The 17,173-nt window shown below is 72.0% G+C and carries 21 protein-coding genes; 10 read left to right on the forward strand and 11 right to left on the reverse strand.

All coding sequences use genetic code 11. The features are described 5' to 3' along the window. Nucleotides 1–68: 68 nt before the first annotated feature. The gene (locus tag ACH4F2_RS23620; protein WP_398134711.1) at nt 69–770 is read right to left on the reverse strand and encodes a ribonuclease H; all 702 of its coding nucleotides are present in this window, start codon (nt 768–770) and stop codon (nt 69–71) included. Between the two features lie 106 nt (nt 771–876). Continuing rightward, nucleotides 877–1,359: a VOC family protein gene (locus ACH4F2_RS23625; protein ID WP_398134712.1), complete on the reverse strand. Its 483-nt coding sequence runs from the start codon at nt 1,357–1,359 to the stop codon at nt 877–879. 205 nt (nt 1,360–1,564) lie between these two features. On the opposite strand from ACH4F2_RS23625, the gene ACH4F2_RS23630 reads away from it, so the two are divergent. Continuing rightward, a complete protein-coding gene (locus ACH4F2_RS23630; RefSeq protein ID WP_398134713.1) occupies nt 1,565–2,221 on the forward strand; it encodes an ATP-dependent Clp protease proteolytic subunit in 657 nt (218 codons plus the stop codon). Further along, entirely contained in the window at nt 2,221–2,826 is a 606-nt protein-coding gene (locus tag ACH4F2_RS23635; RefSeq protein WP_398134714.1) for a ClpP family protease, read from the forward strand. The genes ACH4F2_RS23630 and ACH4F2_RS23635 overlap by 1 nt, the downstream gene beginning before the upstream one ends. A gap of 51 nt (nt 2,827–2,877) precedes the next feature. On the opposite strand, the gene ACH4F2_RS23640 is transcribed toward ACH4F2_RS23635, so the two are convergent. Further along, a complete protein-coding gene (locus ACH4F2_RS23640; protein ID WP_398134715.1) occupies nt 2,878–3,300 on the reverse strand; it encodes a helix-turn-helix domain-containing protein in 423 nt (140 codons plus the stop codon). Nucleotides 3,301–3,568: 268 nt separating this feature from the next. On the opposite strand from ACH4F2_RS23640, the gene ACH4F2_RS23645 reads away from it, so the two are divergent. Further along, complete coding sequence (locus ACH4F2_RS23645; protein ID WP_398134835.1) at nt 3,569–4,456, forward strand: RNA polymerase sigma factor SigF; 888 nt, start codon at nt 3,569–3,571, stop codon at nt 4,454–4,456. Nucleotides 4,457–4,523: 67 nt separating this feature from the next. On the opposite strand, the gene ACH4F2_RS23650 is transcribed toward ACH4F2_RS23645, so the two are convergent. Then, nucleotides 4,524–4,979: an ATP-binding protein gene (locus tag ACH4F2_RS23650; RefSeq protein WP_398134716.1), complete on the reverse strand. Its 456-nt coding sequence runs from the start codon at nt 4,977–4,979 to the stop codon at nt 4,524–4,526. A gap of 145 nt (nt 4,980–5,124) precedes the next feature. On the opposite strand from ACH4F2_RS23650, the gene ACH4F2_RS23655 reads away from it, so the two are divergent. The 3 genes from ACH4F2_RS23655 (at nt 5,125) to ACH4F2_RS23665 (ending at nt 7,624) form a co-directional block, all read left to right on the forward strand. Beyond that, nucleotides 5,125–5,709 carry a PRC-barrel domain-containing protein gene (locus ACH4F2_RS23655; RefSeq protein ID WP_398134717.1) on the forward strand — a complete coding sequence of 195 codons (585 nt, stop codon included), beginning with the start codon at nt 5,125–5,127 and terminating at the stop codon, nt 5,707–5,709. Further along, the gene (locus ACH4F2_RS23660; protein ID WP_398134836.1) at nt 5,706–6,122 is read left to right on the forward strand and encodes a PRC-barrel domain-containing protein; all 417 of its coding nucleotides are present in this window, start codon (nt 5,706–5,708) and stop codon (nt 6,120–6,122) included. Before ACH4F2_RS23655 ends, ACH4F2_RS23660 begins: the two co-directional genes overlap by 4 nt. Nucleotides 6,123–6,340: 218 nt before the next feature. After that, nucleotides 6,341–7,624 carry a streptophobe family protein gene (locus ACH4F2_RS23665; RefSeq protein ID WP_398134718.1) on the forward strand — a complete coding sequence of 428 codons (1,284 nt, stop codon included), beginning with the start codon at nt 6,341–6,343 and terminating at the stop codon, nt 7,622–7,624. A gap of 27 nt (nt 7,625–7,651) precedes the next feature. Here the strand turns inward: ACH4F2_RS23665 and ACH4F2_RS23670 are convergent, their stop codons facing one another. Continuing rightward, nucleotides 7,652–8,062 carry a hypothetical protein gene (locus tag ACH4F2_RS23670; RefSeq protein ID WP_398134719.1) on the reverse strand — a complete coding sequence of 137 codons (411 nt, stop codon included), beginning with the start codon at nt 8,060–8,062 and terminating at the stop codon, nt 7,652–7,654. Between the two features lie 413 nt (nt 8,063–8,475). Between ACH4F2_RS23670 and ACH4F2_RS23675 the strand changes: the two genes are divergently transcribed. Next, on the forward strand, nt 8,476–8,874 hold the full coding sequence (locus ACH4F2_RS23675) for a nuclear transport factor 2 family protein (protein WP_398134720.1): 399 nt from the start codon (nt 8,476–8,478) through the stop codon (nt 8,872–8,874). A gap of 100 nt (nt 8,875–8,974) precedes the next feature. On the opposite strand, the gene mgrA is transcribed toward ACH4F2_RS23675, so the two are convergent. Continuing rightward, on the reverse strand, nt 8,975–9,967 hold the full coding sequence (gene mgrA / locus ACH4F2_RS23680) for an L-glyceraldehyde 3-phosphate reductase (protein ID WP_398134721.1): 993 nt from the start codon (nt 9,965–9,967) through the stop codon (nt 8,975–8,977). 129 nt (nt 9,968–10,096) lie between these two features. On the opposite strand from mgrA, the gene ACH4F2_RS23685 reads away from it, so the two are divergent. After that, nucleotides 10,097–10,981, forward strand: a complete 885-nt coding sequence (locus ACH4F2_RS23685) for a LysR substrate-binding domain-containing protein (protein WP_398134722.1) — start codon at nt 10,097–10,099, stop codon at nt 10,979–10,981. A gap of 25 nt (nt 10,982–11,006) precedes the next feature. Beyond that, on the forward strand, nt 11,007–11,522 hold the full coding sequence (locus ACH4F2_RS23690) for a DinB family protein (protein ID WP_398134723.1): 516 nt from the start codon (nt 11,007–11,009) through the stop codon (nt 11,520–11,522). On the opposite strand, the gene ACH4F2_RS23695 is transcribed toward ACH4F2_RS23690, so the two are convergent. Next, nucleotides 11,504–12,583, reverse strand: a complete 1,080-nt coding sequence (locus ACH4F2_RS23695; RefSeq protein WP_398134724.1) for an adenosine deaminase — start codon at nt 12,581–12,583, stop codon at nt 11,504–11,506. The genes ACH4F2_RS23690 and ACH4F2_RS23695 overlap by 19 nt on opposite strands. A gap of 46 nt (nt 12,584–12,629) precedes the next feature. Further along, nucleotides 12,630–13,025 carry a VOC family protein gene (locus ACH4F2_RS23700; protein WP_398134725.1) on the reverse strand — a complete coding sequence of 132 codons (396 nt, stop codon included), beginning with the start codon at nt 13,023–13,025 and terminating at the stop codon, nt 12,630–12,632. A 124-nt stretch (nt 13,026–13,149) separates the two neighbouring features. Here ACH4F2_RS23700 and ACH4F2_RS23705 point away from each other — a divergent pair, with 124 nt between their 5' ends. Next, a complete protein-coding gene (locus ACH4F2_RS23705; RefSeq protein WP_398134726.1) occupies nt 13,150–13,605 on the forward strand; it encodes a pyridoxamine 5'-phosphate oxidase family protein in 456 nt (151 codons plus the stop codon). An 82-nt stretch (nt 13,606–13,687) separates the two neighbouring features. Here the strand turns inward: ACH4F2_RS23705 and ACH4F2_RS23710 are convergent, their stop codons facing one another. From ACH4F2_RS23710 to ACH4F2_RS23720, 3 genes are all read right to left on the reverse strand, one after another. Beyond that, nucleotides 13,688–14,587, reverse strand: coding sequence for an aldo/keto reductase (locus tag ACH4F2_RS23710; RefSeq protein ID WP_398134727.1), 900 nt, complete (start codon nt 14,585–14,587; stop codon nt 13,688–13,690). A 29-nt stretch (nt 14,588–14,616) separates the two neighbouring features. Continuing rightward, nucleotides 14,617–15,507, reverse strand: coding sequence for a glycoside hydrolase family 19 protein (locus ACH4F2_RS23715; RefSeq protein WP_398134728.1), 891 nt, complete (start codon nt 15,505–15,507; stop codon nt 14,617–14,619). Between the two features lie 219 nt (nt 15,508–15,726). Beyond that, nucleotides 15,727–17,049: an aldehyde dehydrogenase family protein gene (locus ACH4F2_RS23720; RefSeq protein ID WP_398134729.1), complete on the reverse strand. Its 1,323-nt coding sequence runs from the start codon at nt 17,047–17,049 to the stop codon at nt 15,727–15,729. Nucleotides 17,050–17,173: the final 124 nt, after the last annotated feature.

Here is a 17,173-nt window from a genome sequence, read left to right on the forward strand (position 1 = left end):
ATTCGCGGACGCACAGTAACAAGTGAGGGGGTGCGGACCGGCGCTACGCGGCCGGGGGACGGCGTGGGCTACCCGGCCGCCGCCGTGCGGCACTCCGGGTGGCCCCAGCCCTGGTCGTTCTTGGCGATGGGCTCCCCCGCCGCGTACGCACGGCCGCACAGGCAACGCCCCGGGAACTTCGCCTTGATGGTGCGCGCCGGCGAACCGCCGCTCTTGCGGGCGGCGCCCGGCCCCCGGCGCGGTGCCTTGCGGGCCGCCGGGACGTCCGGCGACGGCGGCGGCTCCGGTGAGCCGAGGCCGCTGCCCGCGGGCTCCTGGACGACGGCGGCCTGGCTGGCCGCGCGGTCGGCGAAGTCGTTGAGCCGGTCGCCGTCGACCTGGTGGGCGGGCACGTAGCGGAACTCGACCGAGCGGCCGTCGAGCAGCTCGTCGATGCGCACGACCAGCTCCTGGTTGGCGACCGGCTTGCCGGCGGACGTCTTCCAGCCGTTGCGCTTCCAGCCGGGAAGCCAGGTGGTGACGGCCTTCATGGCGTACTGCGAGTCCATGCGGACCTCGAGCGGTACGTCGGGGTCGGTCGACGCCAGCAGGCGCTCCAGCGCCGTGAGTTCGGCGATGTTGTTGGTGGCCCTGCCGAGCGGGCCCGCCTCCCAGCGGACCGGGCTCTCCGACGCGTCGGCGACCACCCAGGCCCAGCCGGCCGGACCCGGGTTTCCCTTCGAAGCCCCGTCGCACGCGGCCACAACACGTTCACGCATGCGCCCGATCATGTCATGGTCCCCAGAGGTGACCGGACGGGGCTCAGGAGACGTCCGCGTGGCACCGGTGTTCCGCACGCCGGCCGGCGCTGCCCCGCTCCGCGCGCCGGCGGGCTGCTCACTGCCCGGCGTACGCCTTCTCCAGCGCGGCGATGTCGAGCTTGTGCATCGACATCATCGCCTGGTTGGCGCGCGCCACCTTCGCGGGATCCGGGTCGCGGAACATCTCCTCGAGCCGGCCCGGGACGACCTGCCAGGAGACGCCGAACCTGTCCTTGAGCCAGCCGCAGGGCCCTTCCTCGCCGCCGCCCTCGGTGAGCTTCGTCCAGTAGTGGTCGACCTCTTCCTGGTCGTCACAGGTGATCTGGAAGGAGATCGCCTCGTTGAACGTGAACTCCGGGCCCCCGTTGAGGGCGACGAACTTCTGGCCGTTGGCCGTGAAGTCGACGGTGAGGACGGTGCCGGCGGGCTGGTGCGCTCCGTCGGGGTAGCGGGTGACGGCGCCGATGCCGGAGTTCTCGAAGAGGGAGACGTAGAAGTGGGCGGCCTCCTCCGCCTGGCCGTCGAACCAGAGACACGTGGTGAATCCGTCGGTGCTCATGAGTACCTCCTGGGCTGGAACACGTTCACCACTGTCGACCGGCGCGGGCCGGAGAACTCATCGGTCGTACGGACCGGGATCTGCCCGTGGCGAATCTGCCCCGGGCAGAGAAACCCCCGCCGGGGGCCGGGGCGGACCCAGAGTGGACGGACCGCGGCGCCGCCAGCCGCGTACGACGTTCTCGACGACTCGACAAGGAGCGCCGATGTCTCCACTCATCGCCGGCCCGGCCCCGGCCTCGCTGCCCCGCGCGGAGGAGGGCGACACGCCGTCGTCCCCGTTCGACGACCACCTGGCCGCGCAGTTGCTCGCGCAGCGGATCGTGCTGCTGGGCACGCAGGTCGACGAGGTCTCCGCGAACCGGGTCTGCGCCCAGCTGCTGATCCTGTCCGCGGAGGACCCGCGGACCGACATCAGCCTGTACATCAACAGTCCTGGCGGCTCCGTGCACGCGGGGCTCGCCATCTACGACACGATGCGGCTGATCCCCAACGACGTCTCGACGCTCGCCATGGGGTTCGCCGCCAGCATGGGGCAGTTCCTGCTGAGCGTCGGCACCGCCGGCAAGCGGTACGCCCTGCCGAACGCGCGCGTCATGATGCACCAGCCGTCGGGGGGCATCGGCGGTACCACCGCCGACATCGAGATCCAGGCGGAGAGCCTGGAGTTCACCAAGCGGACCATCGAGCGGATCACCGCCGAGCACACCGGTCAGAGCCCGGAGACCATCTCCCGGGACGGAGACCGGGACCGCTGGTTCACGGCCGAGCAGGCCAGGGAGTACGGGATGGTCGACCGGGTCCTGGAGTCCCTCGCGGACGTCCGCCCGGCCACGACCCGACCGAGGATGGGGCTGCGGTGATGGGTACGTACACGATTCCGAACGTCGTCGAGCGGACCCCGCAGGGCGAGCGGTCCTTCGACGTGTTCAGCCGGCTGCTGAACGAGCGGATCATCTTTCTCGGCACCGAGATCGACGACGGCGTCGCCAACGTCGTCATCGCGCAGCTCCTCCATCTGGAGTCGGCGGCCCCGGAGACCGAGATCGCGATCTACATCAACTCGCCCGGCGGCTCGTACACCTCGCTGATGGCGATCTACGACACCATGACGTTCGTGCAGGCACCGATCTCCACGTTCTGCGTCGGGCAGGCGGCCTCCACGGCGGCCGTGCTGCTGGCCGGCGGGGATGCGGGGCGGCGCTTCGTGCTGGAGCACGCACGGGTGCTGCTCGGTCAGCCGGCCACCGGCGGACAGCGCGGCACGGCCTCCGATCTGGCGCTCCAGGCCAAGGAGATGGTGCGGATCCGCTCCCAGGTGGAGGAGGTGCTGGCCCGGCACACGCACCACGACGTGGCGACGCTGCGCGCGGACACGGACCGCGACAAGGTGTTCACCGCCGAGGAGGCGGTAGCGTACGGGCTGGCCGACGAGGTACTGGGCCGGCGCCTGGTGGGGGTGGTGTGAGAGGCCGGGCCGGTGCCTCGCCGTCCGCGTGGCGCCGGCCCGTGCGGGCGGTCAGGCGGCCAGGCACATCCCGTCGTACCGGGCGCCGGGCGTACCACGGCCGGCGCCGGTGTGCCGGGAGGTGAGGCGGACCAGCTCTCCCTGGACCCGCGCCAGCAGGTCCCCGAGGCCCAGTCCGAGGGCGCCCGCGGCGGCGGCCAGCACCTCCGACGACGCCTCCTTGCGGCCGCGCTCCACCTCGGACAGATACGGCATGGAGATCCGGGCGGCCTCCGCCACCTCCTTCAAGGTGCGTTCCTGGGCGAGGCGTTCACGGCGCAGTACGTCACCGACGAGATCGCGCCACAAGGGCTCTCTGGCGGTGGGCGACCTGCGCTCCGGAGGGACCGGCGAGGCGGCGGGGCGGGCTCCCGGGCGCGCGCTCTGCGGGCGCAGCGCGATGATGCGGGCTTCGTTCGACACGTGGCTGGTCACCTCCTCAGCCTAGGATCCCCGCCGCACGAGGGAAGGGGCCGGCGTTCCGCCCAGAGGGAAACCGGAGGGGAGTCACCGGGTGCCGGCCGACGCCCACGGGACTACGCTGAGAAGGAACACATCACGGAACACATCGTCCCTCGATGACGGAGTGGCACCGAGTTCTCGCCACCCGTGAACACGGGGGGCATGTGCCGCCGCGCCCCGGGTATCCGCAAGCGGGAAGAACCTAGGGAGACGTCGAACCGTGACTTTCGTGGGAGAGGCAATGGAGTCCGCCGTGATCCGGCCCGAGGCGCAGGTCGTCGAGAAGACCACCGAGAACACGACGGGCGACGGATCACTGCCGGGTGTCGTGGACCCGCGCACCGTGGCCCCGCGTGACGCGCGGCAGCTGTCCCGTCAGTTCTTCCAGCGCCTGACGGAGCTCGAAGAGGGCACACACGAGTACCAGTACGCGCGCAACACGCTGATCGAGATGAACATGTCGCTCGTGCGGTTCGCCGCCGGCCGCTTCCGCGGTCGCGGGGACGACATGGAGGACGTCGTACAGACCGGCATGATCGGCCTGATCAAGGCTATCGACCGGTTCGAGCTGTCGCGCGAGGTGGAGTTCACGTCCTTCGCGCTGCCGTACATCGTCGGCGAGATCAAGCGCTTCTTCCGTGACACCACCTGGGCGGTGCACGTGCCCCGGCGTCTGCAGGAGCTGCGTGTGGAGCTGGCCAAGGCGCGCGAGGAGCTCTCCTCCCGCCTGGACCGCGAACCCACCGTCGCCGAACTCGCCACGCTGATGAACCTCAGCGAGAACGAGGTGGTCGAGGGCCAGATCGCGTCCAACGGCTACAACTCCTCGTCGCTGGACGCCGCGCTGACCGGGGACGGGCCCGAGAACGGTGAGTCGGTGCTGGCCGACTTCATCGGAGTGGAGGAGGACGGGCTGCGCCTCGTCGAGGACTTCCATTCGCTCGCTCCGCTGATGGCCGAGCTCAGTGAGCGCGACCGGCAGATCATCCACATGCGGTTCGTGGAGGAGGCCACCCAGGCGGAGATCGGCGAGCGGCTCGGCTGCTCGCAGATGCACGTCTCCCGGCTGATCAAGCGGATCATCACGCGGCTGCGCGAGGGCATGCTGGGCGAACTCGGCTGCGCCTGACGGCAGGCGACGGCAAGAACGCGGGTGCCGCGTCACGCCCCGGACGTGCGGGGGTGGCGGGGCACGGTCATGCTTCGGTGAGGGGCACCACGGCGCGCACCCGCTTGCCGACCGGTACGTGCTCGACGACAACCGTCTCGGCCAGGGCGTGGACGATCTCCAGGCCGTGCCGGCCGACGCGTTCGGGGTCGCGGGGGAAGCGCTGGGGCACCGCCCCGCTGCTGTCGTAGACGATCACCGCCACGGAGGCGTCCGTGCCCTCCAGCTCCAGGATGTACGGCCCTTTGCTGTGACGGTCGGCGTTGGTGATCAGCTCGCTCACCACGAGCAGCACCGCGCCGTCGGCGCGCCCGCCGATCGTGGCGCACCACTCGGTCCTCAACCGGTCGAGGAAGAGCGAGGCGAAGGAACGCGCCTGCGCTATGCATCCCGGCTCGCCGGAGTAGTGCGCCGCCCGCCTCAGCGGTTCAACGGGTACGTCGAAACCAGTCGGTATCACTGCCCCGTCCAGGTACTCGGTCATGCGTTTCTCTCTCGGAAGCCGGACTGGCCGGACGCTGCTGCACCTGTCCTCGTACCCCGAGCCGGGCCTCGCAGTCCCCGTGTCTTCGTACTGCGGGCATCGTCACAGTGGCGCGGGGAACCCGGAGGTGCGGGAAGGGGGTGCGATGAACGAGCTGATGACCGCGCGGAGCCTCACCACCCGGCCGGTGGTCACTCTCGGCGGCGACGCCGTCGCCGACGTCAAGGACACCGTATGCGACGCCGCCGCGAGCCGGATCACCGGTTTCACCCTGACCGGGCGGGGTCTGCTGTCCGGCCCGCTGAAGGAGGGTCTGCCCTGGTCGACGGTGTACGCGCTGGGCCACGACGCGGTGATGATCCGCGACCGGCGGGGGCTCATGAGCGCCGCGGCCGTCATGGCGCACCAGCAGACTCTGCGGGCCCGCGTGCTGGGGGCGCGGGTGCTGACGGAGGCGGGCGCCGAGATCGGAACGGTGCTCGACGTCGTGGTCGAGGGCGGCAGCGCCGGGCGGATCGTCGGATTCCGGGTGGCGGCGAGCAGAGCGTTCGTGCCCGGTCCGGCCCGGCACCGGCGCCGGGTGTACGTGCCGCGCGGCGGGACGCTCACGGTCGCCGGCCGGGCCCTCGTGCTGCCCGCGGACGCCGTGCGGCACGTCGCCGACGACCTGGCGGGCTTCACCTCCCTGGCCGGCGGGGTGCCGGGGCAGTGGAAGGGCTCGCTGCCGTGATGCTGTTCACCGAGGTGCGGGGGCTGCCGGTGGTGCCGCCGGCCGAGTCCGGGCCGCTCGGCACCGTGACGTCCCTGGCCGTCGACATCGCGTCCGGCGCGGTGAGCCACGTCCGGCTCCGCGGCGGCCGTTTGCGCAGGGAGAGCGCACTGCCCTGGGACGCGGTGCGCGCGGTCGGCCCGGGCGCCGTCCGGGTCCGTTCCGCCGCCGCCCCGGACACGGTTCCGCCCCGCCACGACCTGCTGGGCCGCCGGGTCCTGACCGAGACGGGCAGCGGGCACGGCACGGTGCTGGACGTGGCGTTCGACCCGGGGACCGGCCGTCTCCTGGCGGTCTTCACGACTCGCGGCGAGGTGCCGGCCGACCGCCTGCTCGGGCTCGGCGACCACGCCCTGATCGTCCGGGCGGGCTGAGCCCGCCCGGACGCGTGCGGCACGGCGCACGCCCCGGACCGGTCCCCGGTCGTACGTTCCCTGCGGGACCTTCTCGTCGACGGCACGTCGGGGCGGGCCCGCGAGCCGGGGCGCGGACCGCCCTCGGGACCGGCGCACGCGGGCGCACCCCGTGCTCCGCCGACGCGGACGGCCCCGGTCGTCGGGCGCGTCCGGAGGGTGCTGCTTAGCGTGGCAGCGTGAGTCCGCGAACCCCCTCCGGTCCCTTCGGGCAGGCAGCCGCCCGTCACGGCTGGGTCCAGGCCCTGGCTACTGTGCTGGCCGGGCTGGTCGCCATGGGAGTCGTGGCCGCGCTCGGACTGTGGGCGGCCGGCGCCGCGGACCTGCCCGACAACGCCTTCCCCCGGGTCGTCACGGCGACCGTCGTCACCGCCGTGGGCGGTGCGCTGGAGCTGTCCGGCGACGCCGGAGGGTTCGCCGACACCGACGCCGGGCTGAGCGTGCTCCCGCTGTCCGTCGCGCTGACCGGTGCGCTGGTGATCGCCCGGGGGTTCCTGCGGCCCCTGCGCCACCGGGCCGTCGCCGGCGCCCCGGAGCTGGCCGGCTGGACCGGGCGGATCGCCGTCCTGTGGCTGCTCGCCCTCCTCGGGCTGGCCTTCGCCGCCCGCCAGACCTTCGAGGTCTCCCTCGGCGAGGGCGTGCTGAGCGACCTCGGCGACCTGTTCGGCGTCGAGCCGACGGTCGGCTTCACCACGGACGTGCCGCTGACCGTCCTCTTCGGGCTGCTGTGGCTGGCGGGCGTCCTCGTGCTGGCCCTGCTGGTCTCGCGCGGGGCTCCGCTGCCCGGGCGGTTGCTGCGCGTGCGGACGTCGGTGCGGCCGGCGGCGTACGCGATGGTCGCGCTGCTGATCGCGTACGTCGTCGTCGGCCTCGTCGTCGGCCTCGTCGTGGCCGGAACGCGGGGGCACCCGGCGGACACCTTCGCCGTACTGCTGCTGGGGCTGCCGAACCTGGCGTGGCTCGCGCTCACGCTCGGCCTCGGTGCCTCTTGGGACGGGCGGGTGGAGGGGCCCTTCGGGCTGCCGGTGCCACACGTGCTCGACGAAGTGCTGCGTACGCCGGACGTCTCGACCCTGAACCTGCGGACGCTCACCGAGCACGACGGGCGGTGGTGGTGGCTCCTGGTCGTCGCGGCGGTCCTGCTCCTGGCGGCCGGATTCGTACTCGCGTCCCGCTCTCCGGACCGGATGCCGGCCTGGTCGCACGCCGTGCACATGGCCGTCGCGCTGGCACTCACGGTCCTCATGATCGGTCTTGTCGGCCGGATCTCCGCGCACTACGGGCTGTCGGTGCTCGGCATCGGCGATCTGGGCGACGGGCTGTCCGGGCAGTTGTTCCTGCGCCCGCGCCTGTGGAGTGCCGTCGGTCTCGCCCTTCTGTGGGGGCTGGTCACCGGGTTCCTCGGCGCGCTGCTCGCGCGGTGGGCGGGCCGGCGGGGTGACCGGGCCCCGGCTGAGCCGTAGGGACGCGGCCGGAAGAGCCCGGGTGGCTCAGGCTACGGGGACGACGAGGGGCGGGGAGGCCCGCTGCATGCGCAGCGCGTCCACGGACTCGGCCATCAGTTCGTACTCGGTGGTGTCGTCGCTGGTGGCGATCCGGACCAGGCGCCCCGCCGCCAACTCCTCGGCGACCAGCTCCTGTTGGACGTCATCGGCGCACCAGGTACGCAGGACGCGAGGTACGTCGGGGGCGTCGTCGGCGACCGGGGTCAGGGCACCGCGCGGTAAGTGGGGGGTGTCGGGCTGCGGATCCAGCCGCTCGGCCATCCACGAGGCACGGTCGCGCAGCCACCACAGGGCGAGGGCGAGGGTGGGAGCCCGGTAGGTTCCCAGGGGTACACCGATGCGTCGGCCGTCACAGACACCGTAGGCGGTGACATGGCACAGGAACTCGTCGTGCACTGCTCCCCTCCCCCGTCGCCCCGCCCGCCTGCCGGTCGGGCCTGGCGTCCGTGCGGCTCGTGTGCTGTGCGTGAGGGCGGTGTCGCATGGTGTGAGACGCCCTAGAGGTGAGTATGTTCACTACTGAACCACTGTCACCATGAATTTCCGGCCAGTCTCCTGGCATATTCACGGCTGTTGGTGGCCGAAACCCTGCGGCGCGGGCCCCCGTCGCCACCACTGCGAAGTGCGCCGTCTCCGCGCCCCCGAATATGCCCCTCCGCTCCCCCGCAGGCGCGTCGTCATGACCCCCGGGGTAATCGACGCCGCCGATGGGTCACGGCATGGTTGCGCCACCGGGTCGCCGCGACCGGGATCCGGTCCCTGAGCAGCGCATGCGCCGTGCGCGCACACCTTGATGGAGGCTGATCGCCATGTCCGCACCCACCCGTCGCTACGACGACGCCGTCGCCCGCTACTTCGAGGCGTGGAACGCCGGGCCGGACGCCCGGGCCAAAGCGGTCGCCGCGGCCTGGACCAATGACGGCGGCTACACCGACCCCCTGGCCGACGTCCGCGGCCACGAGCAGATCGCGGCCGTGATCGCGGCGGCGCACGAGCAGTTCCCCGGTTTCGTCTTCCGGCTCATCGGTGCCGTGGACGGGCACCACGACACGGCACGCTTCTCCTGGGAGCTGGTGAGCGAGGCCGGGGGTGCCCCCTCTGAGGGAGGTTCGGCGCCCGTGGCCGGATCCGACGTGGTCACGCTGGACGCCGAGGGACGGATCCGGGCCGTGTACGGCTTCCTGGACCGGGTGCCCGAGGGGGCGTGACGGTTCGCCCGGTATCCCGTCCTCCGCTCGCCCCCGACGCCTTGCGAACGTCGACGATCCCGGAGGGGGCGGGCCGCCTCCGGGATCGTCCGGGCGCGTACTACCGGGTGACGATCTTGTCGATCCGGGTCAGTTCGTCGGAGCCGAAGTCGAGGTTCCCGATGGCCGACACACTGTCCTCCACCTGCCGCGGGCTGCTCGCGCCGACCAGGGCGGAGGTCACCCGGCCCTCGCGCAGCACCCACGCCAGCGCCATCTGGGCCAGCGACTGGCCGCGGGACTTCGCGATCTCGTCCAGGTCGCGCAGCTTGCCGACCAGTTCCTCGGTGACGGCGTCGGAGTTCAGGAAGGGGCTGTCGCTCGCGGCGCGCGAATCCTCCGGGATGCCGTCGAGGTAGCGGCCGGTCAGCAGGCCCTGCTCCAGCGGGGAGTAGGCGATGGAGCCGACCTGGAGCTCGTCGAGGGTGTCCAGGAGGCCGCTGGTCTCGGGGCGGCGGTCGAGCATGGAGTAGCGCGGCTGGTGGATCAGCAGCGGGGTGCCCAGCTCGGCGAGGATACGGGCGGCCTCGCGGGTCTGCTCCGGGGAGTAGTTGGAGACACCGACGTACAGCGCCTTGCCCTGCCGCACCGCCGCGTGCAGGGCACCCATCGTCTCCTCCAGGGGAGTCTCCGGGTCCGGGCGGTGCGAGTAGAAGACGTCGACGTAGTCCAGGCCCATCCGGGTCAGGCTCTGGTCGAGGGAGGAGAGGAGGTACTTGCGCGAGCCCCACTCGCCGTACGGGCCGGGCCACATCAGGTAGCCGGCCTTGGTGGAGATGACCAGCTCGTCGCGGTACGGCGCGAAGTCGGCCTTCAGGGCCTCGCCGAGGGCGGACTCGGCGGAACCGGGCGGCGGGCCGTAGTTGTTGGCGAGGTCGAAGTGGGTGACGCCGAGGTCGAAGGCGCGGCGCAGGATGGCGCGCTGGGTCTCGACGGGGCGGTCCGGGCCGAAGTTGTGCCACAGGCCGAGCGAGAGCGCGGGAAGCTTCAGACCGCTGCGTCCGGTGCGCCGGTAGGGCATGTCCGCGTAGCGGTCGGGATGTGCGGTGTACAACGCGACTCCAGAGAGGTTGGCACCCGGGGGTACGGGGCTTGGGCGGAACCGTGTCCCACTCTGTCGTGACCTGCGGGCAGTGGTCCAACAGAAGAATCCGATGGGATTGTGCGGCTACGCTTCTCAGTCATGGAACTGCGTCATCTCCAGCACTTCGTCGCGGTCGCCGAGGACCAGCACTTCACCCGCGCGGCGGAACGGCTGCTGGTCTCCCAGTCCGGCTTGTCGGCGTCCATCCGGGCGCTGGAGCGGGAGCTGCGGGCGCCGTTGTTCGTACGCACGACCCGCCGGGTGACGCTGACGGAGGCCGGGCGGGCCCTGCTGGGCGAGGCGGAGCGGATCCTCGCCCAGGTGCGTTCGGCGCACGAGGCGGTCGCCGCGGTGCAGGGCGTGCTGCGCGGCACGCTGTCGCTGGGCACCGAGCAGTGCATCGCCGGGGTGCCGGTGGCGGGACTGCTGGCCGCGTTCCGCAGAGAGCACCCGGACGTGGAGATCCGGCTGCGGCAGGCGGGCTCGGGCGAGCTGGCGGAGGAGGTCGCGGCCGGGCGGCTCGACCTGGCCTTCGCCTACCGGACGCAGGCGGACACGGACCAGCTGCGCTCCGTCTCGCTGGCCGGCGAGCCGATGACCGTCCTGTGTCATCCCGGCCACCGCCTCGCGACGGTCGGCGCGGTGCTGACCCCGCACGATCTCGCCGACGAGGTCTTCGTCGACTTCCACCCGGACTGGGGTCCGCGCCGCGTCACCGACACCGCGTTCGCCGAGGCGGGCGTACGGCGGACGGTCGCGCTGGAGGTGAACGACGTACACGGTCTGCTGGACCTGCTCGACGAGAACCTCGGCATCGCGGTCGTGCCGCGCCACTTCCGGCACAAGCGGGCCTCCCTCACCTCACTGCCGCTGAAGGACTCCGACGACACGGCGTACGAGACCATCGCCCTGCTGCCACCCGCGCAGGCCACCAGCCCGGCGGCGCGAGCGCTCATGGGGCTGCTGGAAACGGGGAGCGCGTGAGGGCGGACTGCGCGATGGTGGACCCATGCATGCGAAGGACATCCTCATCGAGGGCTACGGCCGCATCCAGGAAGAAGTCCACGCCGCCGTCGAGGGCCTGGACCCCGACGGCCTGAACGCCCGCCCCGCCGACGACACCAACTCCGTCTGCTGGCTGGTCTGGCACCTCACCCGCGTCCAGGACGACCACATCGCGGACGCGTTCGACCTCGACCAGGTGTGGCTGACCGACGAGTGGGAGAAACGCTTCGGCCTCGGTCTGCCCCGCCACGACACCGGGTACGGGCACAGCTCCGCGAAGGTCGCGAAGGTGCGGGTCGACTCGGCGGACCTGCTGACCGGCTACTACGACGCCGTGCACGAGCAGACCCTCGGGGCCCTGCGATCCCTGACCGCGGGGGACCTGGAGCGGATCGTGGACGAGAACTGGGACCCGCCGGTCACCCTCGGAGCCCGGCTGGTGAGCGTCCTGTCCGACGATCTCCAGCACGTCGGACAGGCCGCCTATGCGCGCGGGCTCGTTCAGAGCGCCGCTTCGTAACCCGGCAGGATCACGTCCTCGATCAGGGCCCTGCGCTCGTCGAAGGGGATGAAGGCGCTCTTCACCGCGTTGACCGTGACCGTGCGCAGGTCCTCGGCCGTCCAGCCCGCCTGCTCGACCAGCAGGGACATCTCACGGGTCATCGTCGTGCCGGAGACGAGGCGGTTGTCGGTGTTGAGGGTGACGCGGAAGCCGAGGTCCTTGAGCGCGGTGATGGGGTGCTCGGCGATCGAGGTGGCGGCACCCGTCTGGAGGTTGGAGGTCGGGCACATCTCCAGGGCGATCCGCCGGTCGCGGACCCAGCCGGCGAGGCGGCCGAGCTTGCCCGCCGCGAGGTCGGGGATGTCGTCGGTGATGCGCACGCCGTGGCCGATGCGCTGGGCGCCGCACACCTGGAGCGCCTGGTGGATGCTGGGCAGCCCGTGCGCCTCGCCGGCGTGGATGGTGAAGGGTACGTTCTCGCGGCGCAGGTGCTCGAAGGCGTCGAGGTGGTCGGCGGGCGGGAAGCCGTCCTCGGCGCCCGCGATGTCGAAGCCGACGACACCGGCGTCGCGGAACGCCACCGCGAGGTCGGCGGTCTCGCGGGTGCGGTCGAACATCCGCATGCCGCACAGCAGGGTGCCGACGCGCACCGGCGTGCCCGCTGCCGCCGCCCTGGCCATGCCGGCGGCCAGGCCCTCCTGGACGGTTTCGACGACCTCGGCGAGGGACAGACCGCCGCCCGTCATCAGCTCGGGGGCGTAGCGGACCTCACCGTAGACGACGCCGTCGGCGGCGAGGTCGAGGACGTACTCCTCGGCGGTGCGCAGCAGGCCCTCGCGGTTCTGCATCACGGCGAGGGTGTGCTCGAAGGTGGCGATGTAGCGCACCAGGTCCCCGGAGTTGGCGGCCTCGTAGTACCAGGCGGCCAGTTCGTCGGGGTCGGTGGTGGGCAGGGTGTGGCCGACGGTCCGAGCCAGCTCCACGACGGTCGCGGGGCGCAGGCCGCCGTCGAGGTGGTCGTGCAGCACTGCCTTGGGGAGGCGGCGGAGAGTCTCGGAGTCTATGCGCGTAGATGACATGTGCGGTCGTTCCTCGGCGGGTCGTTGAGCAAGGGTGCGGGGCAGGTCAGGAGCCGGCGGGCTGGAGCAGGTCCCAGCGGTTGCCGTACAGGTCCCGGAAGACGGCGACCGAGCCGTAGGGCTCGTGCCGGGGCTCCTCCAGGAAGGTGACGCCCGCTGCCGTCATACGGGCGTGGTCGCGGGCGAAGTCGTCGGTGTACAGGAAGAAGCCGACGCGCCCGCCCGTCTGGTCGCCGATACGGGAGCGCTGGGCCTCCCCCTTGGCGCGGGCCAGCAGCAGGGCGGCGCCCTGCGCCGCGCCGCCGGGTTCGACGACGACCCAGCGGGAGCCGTCGGGCCGGGGCGTGTCCTCGGCGAGGCGGAAGCCGAGGGCCTCGGTGTAGAAGCGGATCGCCTCGTCGTAGTCGTCGACGACGAGGGTGACCAGGGCGACGCGTGTCATCGGTGCCTTTCGGGACGGGTGATTGACGGGAGAGGTTATACGTAAAACCCACCGCTGCGCCAGTCTCCGGTCCTAGGCCTCGCGCCCGAGGTGCGAGCGCTGTCCGTCCACTACCGTCACGGCCATGAAGATCACCGCACCACCGCGCGGGCCCGCGCGGCGCAGGCAGGACGTGCTGGACCGGCTGGAACGGGAGATGGACATCTGGGTGGCCACGGCGGACGCCGAAGGCCTGCCGTGCATGGTCCCGCTGTGGTTCGTGTGGCACGGGGAGTCGGTCTGGCTGTGCACACGGCTCACCAATCCGACCGGCCGCAACCTGCGTGACGGCGGCCGGGCCCGGCTGGCGTTCGGGCACACCCGGGACGTCGTCCTCATCGACGGCGAGGTGGAGACGTTCGGTCTGCGGGAGGCGCCCTCCGCCGCGGCCGCGTTCCTCGCGAAGACCGGCTGGGACCCGCGCGAGGACAGCGCGTCGTACGCCTGGTTCCGGGTGCGCCCGCTCGCGGTGCAGGCGTGGCACGAGCAGCGCGAGCTGAAGCAGCGGCACATCATGCGGGACGGCGTCTGGGCCGTGTAGCGCGTCTGCTTGTGCGGGCGCCTCCTTGCACGACTCCGGGCGCCCCGGGCGTCCACGCCGGGCGCCTCAGGCGTCCGGATGGTCAGCCCGTCCGCGCGCCGTCGAGCCGCGCCAGGTCCTCGCCGGTGAGGCGAAGCGCGCCCGCGGCGACGTTCTCGGCGAGGTGGCCGGGGTCTTTGGTGCCGGGGATGGCGAGGACGTTCGGGCCCTGGTGGAGGGTCCAGGCGATCCTCACCTGCGCAGGACTCGCGCCGTGCGCCTGGGCCACCGCACGGACGTCCTCCTCGTGGGCGGTGCCGGCTCCCTCTGGTCCGGCCTCGCCGGCGATGGCGTAGAAGGGCACGAAGGCGATGCCCTGCGCTCGGCACAGGGCGAGGAGTTCGTCGGTGGCAGGGTCGTGGAAGCCGAGGCCGTAGCGGTTCTGGACCGAGATCACGGGCGCGATGGCCTGGGCCTCGGCGAGGTGCCGTGGTTCGACGCCGGAGATGCCGAGGTGGCGGATCAGGCCGGCCTCCCGCAGTTCGGCGAGGGCGCCGAAGTGCTCGGCGATCGAGTCCTGCCGCATGCGGCGCAGGTAGACGACGTCGAGGTGGTCCCGGCCGAGCTGGCGCAGGTTCTCCTCGACGTGGGCGCGCAGTTCCTCGGGGCGTGCGGAGGTGCCCCACTCCCCCGACCAGTCGCGGTACGGGCCGACCTTGGTGGCGATCACCAGGTCGTCGGCATAGGGCGCGAGCGCGCTGTTGATCAGTTCGTTGGCGGAGCGCAGGGACGAGAAGTAGAAGGCGGCGGTGTCGATGTGGTTGACGCCCAGTTCGACCGCCCGGCGCAGGACGGCGAGGGACCGCTCGCGGTCGCTCGGCGTGCCGAGGTGGAAGGCGGCGGTGCCCGTCAGCCGCATCGCGCCGAAGCCGACGCGGCGGACGGGCAGGTCGCCGAGGTGCCAGGCGCCCGCGGACTCCGCGGTGATCGTTTCCGAGGTCATCGGCGGAGTTTCGCACACACCCGGACGGCTCAGCAGTAGAGGTTGCCGCCCGGCGAGACGCCGAGGATCTGGCTGAACTGCTGGTACTTGGTGACGCGGCTCTGCACCTGCGCGGGGTTCTTGCCGTCGCACTCCAGGGAGCCGTTGATGGAGCGGATCGTCTGGCCGAAGCCGGCGCCGCCCACCATGGCGTTGTGGCCGGTCATGCTGCCGGGCCCGGACTGGGTGTTCCAGTACCACAGGGCGGTCTTCCAGGCGACCGCCGCGTCGTTCTGCACCAGCCAGGGGTTGTTCAGCAGGTCGATGCCGAGCGCGTCGCCCGCAGCCCTGTAGTTGAAGTTCCAGCTGAGCTGGATCGGGCCGCGCCCGTAGTAGGCGGCCTGGCCGGCCGGGCAGCCGTAGGGCTGGTTCCAGTCGCAGTAGTGCGGGTAGTTGGCGGTGTTCTGCTCGACGATGTGCACGAGTCCGCCGGTCTCGTGGCTGACGTTGGCGAGGAAGGCCGCGGCTTCCTGCTTCTTGGTGGTGTCGCTGCCGGTGTTGGCGAAGCCGGGGTAGGCGCTGAGCGCCGCGGTCAGACCGCTGTAGGTGTAGAAGGGGTTTCTGCCCGGGAACATCTGGTTGAACTGGGCCTCGGACACGACGAAGTTGCCGACCGGAGTCTCCGAGCCGCCGTCGCAGGCGTACGGCTCCCAGTACCAGGTGCTGATGAGCGGGTCGTAGCCCGGGTTGGCGTGCTCTGCCCGGTAGGCCTTGCCGTCGGTGTAGCGGACGATGTCGCCGGCGTGGTAGTTCGCGCCGGCCGACCAGGCCGGGTAACTCGAACACGCGGCGGCGGACGCCTGGGTGGCGGGCAGGAGCACGGGTACGGCTCCCGCGAGGGCGACTACGGCCACCAGGGCGGAAATACGGCGCCTCGACACAGGTCTGCCTCCTTCGGCGGAGCACGGCCGCTCCCGTACAAGGGCAGGGCGGAGCGGAGCCTTGTGCGCGCGTGCCGGTCGGACCGGCCACGGCGTGGGGGCGGCCGTGGTGGGGGGTGTGGAGGCACACTCAACCGCTTTGGTCTGTACCCGTCAAGGGTGTAGACCAGTTCAACCCGGCCGGTTCCCGGCCGGGTTGGCGTGGAGCGATCGCGTCGCTCAGCTCAGCGGCTTCTTCAGGACCGCCTTGCGGTGGCTGAACGTCTCGATGGAGTAGCGGCCGTGGTAGCTGCCCATGCCGCTCTCCCCCACGCCGCCGAACGGCAGGTCGGAGACGGTGAGATGCGCGAGCGGCAGCCCATGGCCGAGGCCGCCGGAGGAGGTCTCGGCCGCGAACCGCTCCCTGGTCGCGTCGGACCCGCTGAAGACGTAGAGGGCCAGCGGCTTGTCGCGGTCGTTGACGAAATCGATCGCGTCGTCCAGGCCGGACACCGTGACGATGGGCAGGATCGGGCCGAAGATCTCCTCGCCCATCACCGGCGAGTCGGGCGCCACGTCGGCGAGCACGGTCGGCGCGATGTACTTCCGCGTCCGGTCGCTGCCGCCGCCGACGACCACCCGGCCGGAGCCCAGCAGGCCGGTCAGCCGGTCGAAGTGGCGCTCGTTGACGATGCGCGCGTACTCCGCCGACCGCGCCGGGTCGGTCCCGTACAGCCCCTCGACCGCACGGACCAGCGCCGGCTCCAGGGCGGCGGCGGTCTCCGGGTCGGTGAGTACGTAGTCGGGGGCCACGCAGGTCTGGCCCGCGTTGAGGAACTTGCCGCCGGCCAGCCGGGCGGCGACGACGTCGAGGTCGGCGTCGCGGTCGACGAACGCCGGGGACTTGCCGCCCAGTTCGAGGGTGACCGGGGTGAGGTGCTCGGCGGCGGCGCGCATGACGATGCGGCCGACGGTGCCGTTGCCGGTGTAGAAGACGTGGTCGAAGCGCTCGGCGAGCAGGGCCGTGGTCTCGGGGATCCCGCCCTCGACGACGGCCACGGCCTCGGTGTCCAGATACCGGGGCAGCAGGCGGGCCAGCGCGGCGGAGGTGGCCGGGGCCATCTCACTGGGCTTGGCGACCACCGCGTTGCCCGCGGCCAGGGCGCCGACCACCGGGGCGAGCAGGAGCTGGGCCGGGTAGTTCCAGGGCGCGATGACGAGGACGACGCCCAGCGGGTCGTACTGCGTCCAGGCGGTGGCGTCGGCGCCGAGGTGCGCCGGGACGGGGGCGGGCTCGGGGCGCAGCCAGTGGGCCAGGTGGTCGAGGGTGTGGTCGATCTCGCGCACGGTGAAGCCGATCTCCGTGCGCTGGGCCTCGGTGGCGCTCTTGCCGAGGTCGGTGTGGAGCGCGGCCTCCAGGTCCGGGCCGTTCTCCGTGAGCAGCGCGCGCAGCCGGCGCAGCTGTACGGTGCGCCACTCGACGGGCTTGGTGCGGCCGGTGCGGAAGGTGGCACGCAGGCGGGCCACGACGTCGGCGGGCCGCTCGGGGGCGGGGTGGTTCACGGTGTGCCTCGCTGGTGGGGAAGACGTCGGCTGAACGACTGGATGTATTTGCCAACCTTTCAGGTGCCAAAATACATTCCCCTGCCGAGGGACCACTTTCCGTGGCGTCCCCGCCACAGTCACA

The sequence above is a fragment of the Streptomyces sp. NPDC017890 genome (assembly GCF_044328675.1).
GTDB lineage: Bacteria > Actinomycetota > Actinomycetes > Streptomycetales > Streptomycetaceae > Streptomyces.

Bases quoted from the DNA above. Each gene is read 5' to 3' on its own strand.
- ACH4F2_RS23625 (WP_398134712.1), bottom strand. From the start codon at position 1,359: ATGAGCACCGACGGATTCACCACGTGTCTCTGGTTCGACGGCCAGGCG.
- ACH4F2_RS23700 (WP_398134725.1), bottom strand. From the start codon at position 13,025: ATGACACGCGTCGCCCTGGTCACCCTCGTCGTCGACGACTACGACGAG.
- ACH4F2_RS23685 (WP_398134722.1), top strand. From the start codon at position 10,097: ATGGAACTGCGTCATCTCCAGCACTTCGTCGCGGTCGCCGAGGACCAG.
- ACH4F2_RS23710 (WP_398134727.1), bottom strand. From the start codon at position 14,587: ATGACCTCGGAAACGATCACCGCGGAGTCCGCGGGCGCCTGGCACCTC.
- ACH4F2_RS23630 (WP_398134713.1), top strand. From the start codon at position 1,565: ATGTCTCCACTCATCGCCGGCCCGGCCCCGGCCTCGCTGCCCCGCGCG.
- ACH4F2_RS23645 (WP_398134835.1), top strand. From the start codon at position 3,569: ATGGAGTCCGCCGTGATCCGGCCCGAGGCGCAGGTCGTCGAGAAGACC.
- ACH4F2_RS23635 (WP_398134714.1), top strand. From the start codon at position 2,221: ATGGGTACGTACACGATTCCGAACGTCGTCGAGCGGACCCCGCAGGGC.
- ACH4F2_RS23620 (WP_398134711.1), bottom strand. From the start codon at position 770: ATGATCGGGCGCATGCGTGAACGTGTTGTGGCCGCGTGCGACGGGGCT.
- ACH4F2_RS23690 (WP_398134723.1), top strand. From the start codon at position 11,007: ATGCATGCGAAGGACATCCTCATCGAGGGCTACGGCCGCATCCAGGAA.
- ACH4F2_RS23655 (WP_398134717.1), top strand. From the start codon at position 5,125: ATGAACGAGCTGATGACCGCGCGGAGCCTCACCACCCGGCCGGTGGTC.
- ACH4F2_RS23695 (WP_398134724.1), bottom strand. From the start codon at position 12,583: ATGTCATCTACGCGCATAGACTCCGAGACTCTCCGCCGCCTCCCCAAG.
- ACH4F2_RS23675 (WP_398134720.1), top strand. From the start codon at position 8,476: ATGTCCGCACCCACCCGTCGCTACGACGACGCCGTCGCCCGCTACTTC.
- ACH4F2_RS23705 (WP_398134726.1), top strand. From the start codon at position 13,150: ATGAAGATCACCGCACCACCGCGCGGGCCCGCGCGGCGCAGGCAGGAC.
- ACH4F2_RS23650 (WP_398134716.1), bottom strand. From the start codon at position 4,979: ATGACCGAGTACCTGGACGGGGCAGTGATACCGACTGGTTTCGACGTA.